Source organism: Vibrio sp. 10N.222.49.A3, assembly GCF_041475145.1.
Taxonomy (GTDB): Bacteria; Pseudomonadota; Gammaproteobacteria; order Enterobacterales; family Vibrionaceae; genus Vibrio; species Vibrio tasmaniensis_A.
Window position 1 is genome coordinate 1 of record NZ_JBFRVM010000254.1, and the last position, 6,647, is coordinate 6,647.

General features: G+C 49.3%; 13 protein-coding genes. 10 read left to right on the forward strand and 3 right to left on the reverse strand.

Annotated elements, in window-relative coordinates:
* The first annotated feature begins 89 nt into the window (after positions 1-89).
* The 10 genes from AB4589_RS24480 to AB4589_RS24525 are packed head-to-tail and all read left to right on the forward strand — an operon-like array spanning position 90 to position 5,574.
* Complete coding sequence (locus tag AB4589_RS24480; protein ID WP_372101875.1) at positions 90-728, forward strand: hypothetical protein; 639 nt, start codon at positions 90-92, stop codon at positions 726-728.
* Complete coding sequence (locus tag AB4589_RS24485) at positions 725-1,312, forward strand: hypothetical protein (RefSeq protein WP_210456011.1); 588 nt, start codon at positions 725-727, stop codon at positions 1,310-1,312. The genes AB4589_RS24480 and AB4589_RS24485 overlap by 4 nt, the downstream gene beginning before the upstream one ends.
* Positions 1,313-1,711, forward strand: coding sequence for a phage tail protein (locus AB4589_RS24490; RefSeq protein WP_132982795.1), 399 nt, complete (start codon positions 1,313-1,315; stop codon positions 1,709-1,711).
* A complete protein-coding gene (locus AB4589_RS24495; RefSeq protein ID WP_132982794.1) occupies positions 1,708-1,926 on the forward strand; it encodes a tail protein X in 219 nt (72 codons plus the stop codon). The genes AB4589_RS24490 and AB4589_RS24495 overlap by 4 nt, the downstream gene beginning before the upstream one ends.
* Positions 1,917-2,948, forward strand: coding sequence for a phage late control D family protein (locus AB4589_RS24500; RefSeq protein WP_048666291.1), 1,032 nt, complete (start codon positions 1,917-1,919; stop codon positions 2,946-2,948). The genes AB4589_RS24495 and AB4589_RS24500 overlap by 10 nt, the downstream gene beginning before the upstream one ends.
* A gap of 1 nt (position 2,949) precedes the next feature.
* On the forward strand, positions 2,950-4,116 hold the full coding sequence (locus AB4589_RS24505) for a baseplate J/gp47 family protein (protein ID WP_372101876.1): 1,167 nt from the start codon (positions 2,950-2,952) through the stop codon (positions 4,114-4,116).
* 23 nt (positions 4,117-4,139) lie between these two features.
* Positions 4,140-4,400 carry a hypothetical protein gene (locus AB4589_RS24510; RefSeq protein WP_136985796.1) on the forward strand — a complete coding sequence of 87 codons (261 nt, stop codon included), beginning with the start codon at positions 4,140-4,142 and terminating at the stop codon, positions 4,398-4,400.
* Positions 4,397-4,936 carry a lysozyme gene (locus AB4589_RS24515; protein WP_372101877.1) on the forward strand — a complete coding sequence of 180 codons (540 nt, stop codon included), beginning with the start codon at positions 4,397-4,399 and terminating at the stop codon, positions 4,934-4,936. Before AB4589_RS24510 ends, AB4589_RS24515 begins: the two co-directional genes overlap by 4 nt.
* A gap of 1 nt (position 4,937) precedes the next feature.
* The gene (locus AB4589_RS24520; protein WP_372101878.1) at positions 4,938-5,300 is read left to right on the forward strand and encodes a hypothetical protein; all 363 of its coding nucleotides are present in this window, start codon (positions 4,938-4,940) and stop codon (positions 5,298-5,300) included.
* Positions 5,242-5,574 carry a hypothetical protein gene (locus tag AB4589_RS24525; protein WP_372101879.1) on the forward strand — a complete coding sequence of 111 codons (333 nt, stop codon included), beginning with the start codon at positions 5,242-5,244 and terminating at the stop codon, positions 5,572-5,574. Before AB4589_RS24520 ends, AB4589_RS24525 begins: the two co-directional genes overlap by 59 nt.
* Before the next feature lie 134 nt (positions 5,575-5,708).
* Here AB4589_RS24525 and AB4589_RS24530 read toward each other — a convergent pair whose 3' ends face one another.
* The 3 genes from AB4589_RS24530 to AB4589_RS24540 all read right to left on the reverse strand — a co-directional run.
* Positions 5,709-5,984, reverse strand: coding sequence for a hypothetical protein (locus AB4589_RS24530; RefSeq protein ID WP_057620491.1), 276 nt, complete (start codon positions 5,982-5,984; stop codon positions 5,709-5,711).
* Positions 5,969-6,430 carry a regulatory protein GemA gene (locus AB4589_RS24535; RefSeq protein WP_372101880.1) on the reverse strand — a complete coding sequence of 154 codons (462 nt, stop codon included), beginning with the start codon at positions 6,428-6,430 and terminating at the stop codon, positions 5,969-5,971. Before AB4589_RS24535 ends, AB4589_RS24530 begins: the two co-directional genes overlap by 16 nt.
* Positions 6,427-6,647 (reverse strand): hypothetical protein (locus AB4589_RS24540; protein ID WP_372101881.1); only part of this gene is annotated, 221 nt, incomplete at its 5' end. The genes AB4589_RS24540 and AB4589_RS24535, both read right to left, overlap by 4 nt.

Sequence of the window (6,647 nt, forward strand, 5' to 3'; positions counted from 1 at the left end):
GTTGATTAACTTCCGTTCGGCAGATGGCCGCTAAATAAAAGGCAGAATTTAAGCCTGGTTCAAACACCGTTCAATGGAGCGTATCAGCGATGAAAGGTTTTCTTGATGCATTGCATAACACCACCAAAGCGATTGAGGGTCTGCCAGAGACGTTGGCTCCCTTTGGTTTGCAGTGTGTGCGCAACAACATGAAAAACGGCACGTTTAAACCCAACGCTCCGCTGACCAAAAACACCAAGAACGCAGGGGCTAAACCCCTGTTTGATACAGGTGAAACTTACGCCTCATTGACGTACAAGGCTGGCAAAGAGGAATACCGCATAGGCACCAACAAAGCCCATGCGCCACTGATTAACAATGGCGGTGTGATCAAAGCGAAGAAAGCCAAACAGCTCGCCATACCGGTCAACAAGCAGGTAAAGAAACGCTCCGAGGTGTATGGGGTGCGTAAAACCTTGGAAGGATTAGAGCATCAAGGCTGGAAGATTTTCTACCGTCCTCATTCCATCATGGGACGAGCACCCTTGGGGGGTAAGGCTTTTGGTCAAAAGGTGAAGACTAAAGCCAACCGAAACAACAAAGGCGCAGAGAAAGGCGTGTTCTATGTGCTGTACATCCGAACGCCGCAAATCAAAGTCTCCAGTCGTGAGTTCATGTATTTAAGTCCCGAGCAGCAACAAGCGCAGCAAGAAATGGCATTAGAGCAGTTAAAGGCAGCAATCCAATGAAAGTGATTCGAACATTAGAGAAAACACTGGAAACCTCACTTGGCATGCAAGCGGTGATTGAGCCCTCCAATGCGGTGGCCAGAAAAGAAGTGCGTGTGATGTTCAATGGTATCCGCGCGTTGAATCGGCTGGCACTGACGACACAAGCCTCGTTCGCTGCTTATGAAATGCTCCTTGATGTGGTGATTTCAGCCAGAGTCAGCGGCGGGAACACGCAGTGCTTTTTATCTAGTCAGCAGATACAACTCAATTTGCGCATGACCGATTATCTCACCCATGACTTGATTGTTTTAAAAGACATTGGTGAAGACTTGCCTGCTGGCTTTGGTGAATTCTGTGAGCGGCTGACGGTCGTGGGCGATGCAGAGATTTCCGATGCTCGAAAAACATCATCCGGCTGGAGTGAGCCAAAACAAGACGATGACTTTGACCCCAAAGACGATCTCTTTACTTGGCGCGAAGATTGGCAAGCCACATTGGTGCTCACCGTACACAAACATTTTACCAACCCTGATGTGACTGAGATCACCGCCAAGAGCCTTCTCACGGGTAAGAGTCACACCATCAGTGATGAGGAATCATAGATGACAGAACAAACAACGAATTATTCCCAGTGGGGCGGCTTTGGTGATTTAGTCTTTAAGGGGCGCTTCACGCCAAACAAAATCAGCGACTCGCGCACTTTTAAGATCAACAAACAAGACCTCATTAACGGTTATCCCGCGCACCAGAATATGGGTGAAGATGAGCACACCGCCTTATTGGATCTGACCTTTAATAATCACTTTGTCGACATCACAAAGATGACCAAGCGGCTCGAATTAATGGGCGAAAATGGCGTGCCTCGCGCTTTGGTCGTGGGCTCAGTGGTGCATGGGCAGTTTTGTATTCGTAAAATCACCCGCACCAATATTCAAACGCTGCCTAGTGGCGTGGTGACCAGTGTGGACTATCAACTGGACATCGTGGAAGTGCGTTCATGAATACCTTAATTGCACGCCAGAGCGAGCGCTGGGAGCAGATTTGTTATCGCGCCTATAGCGTCACCAATCAAACCTTAGTCGATGCGCTATTTGATGCCAACCTTGAGCTGACCCGAGCCATGACCAGCTTTACCTTTAGCGGAGGGGAAATCGTCAACATCCCTGCGGTGAAAGTGGTGAACACAGTCACTGTGGAGACGCCACCATGGGCATAACCGCAACAGGGCTTATCCGTCCATTCGCCATTTTGCACTGGGCGGGAAAGGATGTGACCGCTGAGCTCAGTCGCTATGTCAAGTCCATGACCTATACCGATGTGATGGAAAGCAAACAAACCGGTACAGATACCTTGTCTCTCACTTTGTTTAACAAAGACCGCCGTTTTTGTCAGGCCTGGTATCCCACCAAAGGGGACACCTTAACGCCAGGCATTGGCTGGTTAGATGAAAGCGGTCAGCGTCACGAGTGGTTGTGGGGAGAGTTCAGTATTGATGAAGTGTCCTTCAAGATTGGGCCTGATGATGTGATGGTCGGTGCAAACGCCAAACCGCCCACCATCAAGCGAGGTTTTATCGACAATCAGCAGTGCTTGGTACAAGAGAATGTCACGTTTGAGCGCGTTGCACAGTCTTGGGCAAAAGAGAGCGGCCTATCGTTTATCAAAGCGCCTGATACGCCTGACTTTCAATTTGCTCGCATTGAGCAGCGAGATGAAACCACCCCCGCATTCTTAACTCGATTGTCAGAGCAAACCAGTGTGCCGATGGCCATCAAAGGCAAGAACCTTGTGATGGGCAACTTTAAAGACGACGTGATTCAAATTGACACCTTAAACCGAGACATTCTCACCGCTCTCAATTTACCCGATAGCGCTCGTTCAAAGTACGTAGCGGTCGAAGTCAATGGTTATGACCAGCAAGCCCAGCAGCTTTTTAGCTATCGTGCAGGGGATGCCACCGCGACGGGCGATCGAGTGAAGATGCTGCACAACATCGACAACGTGAAATCCATGGCAGACGCCAGAGCTTACGCCGAGTCCTATTTACAAAACGGCGCAGACGGGAAACAAGGCGCGAAAGGACGCATGTCAGTGACCAATATCATGTTAACCACCGCGCATTTGATTGAATTTTTAAACTTTGGCAACGTGCCAAACCGCTGGAAACCCACCACCGTGACGACCTCCATTAGTGGACGTTCGTGGACCGCCAGCGCGCAACTAGCAAGAGCGAACTGATATGACCAATCGATTCCCTAATATCCCAGAGCCGCAACTGGTCGAGGTGAACTATAACGCCGACCTTGTCAGCCTCAAGCAGCGTTACCAACTAGGCACAGGGCACTATCCTGGCATCAACGACCCAGAAACGTTTCATCTTGAGCAAATCGCGTATGAGAAGAACGAGCTCAAAGCGCTCATTAACTATGAAAGCAAACAGAACTTGCTGCCGTTTGCAGAAAAAGAGCGTTTAGACAACCTTGGACTGCTCACTGAAACCGAACGGTTGCCCGCCTCAAAGGCCCGTACGGTAATGGCTTTTACCTTTACCCCTCATACTGGCTTTGTCATTGCTAAGGGCTATCAAGTGATTGCCGTGGATAACCAAACTCTGTTTGAAACATTGGAAGAGGTGGTGGTCAGTGCGGGCACACAGAGCATTCAGACGAGCGTAGAGTGCATCGAAACTGGCCTTCAGGGAAATGGCTTTTTAGCCGGACAAATCCATCAAGCTGTTACGCCATTGGATGCCCTTGAACGTGTGGCCAATGCCGAGACCACACAAGGTGGCTCTGAGATTGAGGGTGATGATGATTTTGCCTATCGAATCTATATTTCGCCGTCAAAGTTCAGTGTGGCTGGGCCGTACGAGGCGTATGAGTACTTTGCTCGCTCAAGCAGTTCATCAATTAAGAACGTGTCGGTTTGGACTCCTGCCCCGAATGAAATTGAAATCAGTGCCATTTTGCAAGATGGCTCGCTTCCTAACCAAGCCATCAAAGACTTGATTAAGTCAGAGTGCTCAGGGGATAAGCGAGTGCCTATGGGGGATTTGGTGCGCGTGGTGGATGCAACGGATGTCAGGGCAACGGCCAGCTTTCACCTGCAGATCTTCAGTGACTACGCCTCATTGGCTGAGTCCATTCAAATGACGGCAAAAACTAACATTGAAGCCGTCATTAATACGTGGAAGACGCAGCACGGACGCGACATAGTGCCTGCAGCCTTAACGTCGCTGGCCCAACGTATTGAAGGGGTGTACCTAGCTAAAGGGGCGGTGACTGGCAGCGATGGTCAAGTCATTACAGAGACGAAACCGGTGACCCAAAAACAAAGGCCGCTTATCACCCTAACGGCCGTCACCTTTGAGGTCATCACTGAAAGCAGTCAACAAACATTTGAATAACCACAATAAGAGAGAAAAAGCCAATGAGTGAAACGGGAATGAAAGCCATCTTGATGTCCCTAACAGACTTAGCGGGTCTAAAGAAATTCGGCACGTCTGTCATGGCCACGATCGTCAGTTTTGGCGTCAATGATATCGCACAATTTGTTGCGGTTACGGTGGGCATTATCTCGGGTTGTATGGCCATTCGACATTATGCGGTGGCCACTCAGCTCAATAAAGCCAAGTTGGCGCGCCTGAAATCCGATCATGGCACCCAAATGGAGTCGGAGGAAAGCTCATGAGTTTGAAAACTAAAGCAACGAAAGCCTTGGTGTGCTCCATCATGGCCGTATTGACCATCGTGTTTAATATCGACGACGCATTGAGTGTCAGTGAACGTGGTCTGCGTCATATTGCGAATGAAGAAGGTTGCCGCGCTCAAGCCTACCAATGCAGTGCCAATACTTGGACTCTCGGTCTTGGGCATACCCAAGGGGTGAAGCAAGGTGACACGGCAACGAATGAGCAAATCGCCCATGACTTTGTTAAGGATGTGGCCAGTGCTGAGAGCGTGGTGAAGCAGCATATCACACGAACGCCGAGCCAAGCGGAATACGACATGATGGTGAGTTTTGTGTTCAACCTCGGCGCGGGCAACTTTGCTCGTTCGACCTTACTCAAGACATTTAATCAAGGAGACCATCGCGCGGCCTGCTTGCAATATCCGCGTTGGGTCTATGTTAATAAGAAAGATTGCCGTATTAAAGGCAGTGGTTGCGAAGGTATCCCCAAACGGCGAGATAAAGAGATGGCGATTTGTTTGAACGGATGGCAATAACATGGGTGTTCTAAGCCAGCTCAAACGCACGGCTTTCTGGTTAGGCTGCGCGATACTCATCGTAAGTTTATTGGTGAACTACAAGCTCTTCCACTACACCAGTGAGCTAAAGGCCAGTAACCAAGTGCTAGGCGAGACCATTACCAGCCAGGAAACCACCAACCACTTACTGGCTGATCGCATTACCACATTAACCACCCAAAGGCGTGAAGCGCAGAAAATCGCGGACGAGGCGTCGAGTCGAGAGCGCAAGGCTCGACATCAGCTAAAAACACGAGTCGAAGAATTGGAAAAGGAGCTTGAACATGAAATATGCGCCGCTGAGCCTATCGCTTATCCTGTTGGCTGGGTGTCAGGATACTAAGATTGTCACTCAGTATGAATACCAAGATATTATCCAATCACCACCTGTGGGTGACTTGGTGGAGTGTGAGCGGCCGTTTGACCAAAAGCCGCTAACTTATGGCGAAGCGGCCAGCCGTGATGCTGTCTGGCTTACGTACTTTCGATTGTGCGCCTGTAAGATAGAGCGCAATCGAACGTTCTACGGTTACACCAATAAAAATGACGCTTGCTCCAAACTGGATGCAAGCGCCATTCAAACTCTTTCATTACCGCCCACTACCCAAATAGACTGAGCTGATCCTTAGGTTTGCCATTAGCGGTTTCGCCTTTATCTTTGACAAACACAAACCAAGTTTGCAGTTTGGAGGCAAAGAAATAGCCATCTCGCACGTGGTTGCGCTGGGTGCGAGTGCAGCTATTAAACACCTCATAGGCTGGAAGCATACGGATCGGTTTCGATGGCATGATAATTACTCCTTCTCCATAGGTACTCAGCCAGCTCTTTAGGGGTGTACCAATTACGAATACCCAAATCACTTTTGATGATCGCTTTATCAATCTGATTGAGGGTAGCCTGAAACTCGATAGCTGCGATGCGGTTATCCGGATACATTTCAAGTAATAGTGCCTCGAGCTCTTCTTGAGTTCGAGGGTTAAGCACCTCATAGCGAGGCTCGGCCCGAAACTTTACTCGCCTCGACATGACCCCTCCTTTTGAGCAAGCCAACGCTCAAGCCCTACGATAACAGAGCGAATATTGTCACGAGTTAGCCAACGAGCGCGTTCGACTTTCACTGTGCGCTTTACAAAGCTATCCAATGCTGGGTCATCCAACCCTTGCCAGCCCATTGACTTTGCCAAAGCCGCAAGTTTAGCCCACTGTTTACTGGATGGTTGGTGGGCTGATCTGCCACCCAAGCGTTTTTTAAACTTGAGCGAGTCCTCTAAATAGCCTTGCTGCTTTAATTCTTCTACCAGCTGGCGTAATGCACTATCACTCAAGTTCTTACAGCTTGTTTGACCCGTTTGAATACCTAAATAGTTGCGATACTCATCGTCATCATAAAACCCCAGACGGTCATTCAGCAGCGCTTTCACACCTTTATGCACCAAACCATAGTAAGCATGACGATTTATCTTCATTTTCATAGCGCCTCCTCAATGGGTAAGGTGAAAGATTTGCCGAGCCAATTCTTGTTGGCGACACGAAGCAGTAGCGCCGCAAAGAACTCAGATTTTTCTTTAGTGGAGAAGCCAGCGTCTCGACGTAGCGTATCAAACAAATCCGCACTGTCGGCATCGAGGATGAACTTACGCTCGACTCGACCTAATGCCTTACTGCGCATACGACTGTCGCGGGTTCTAT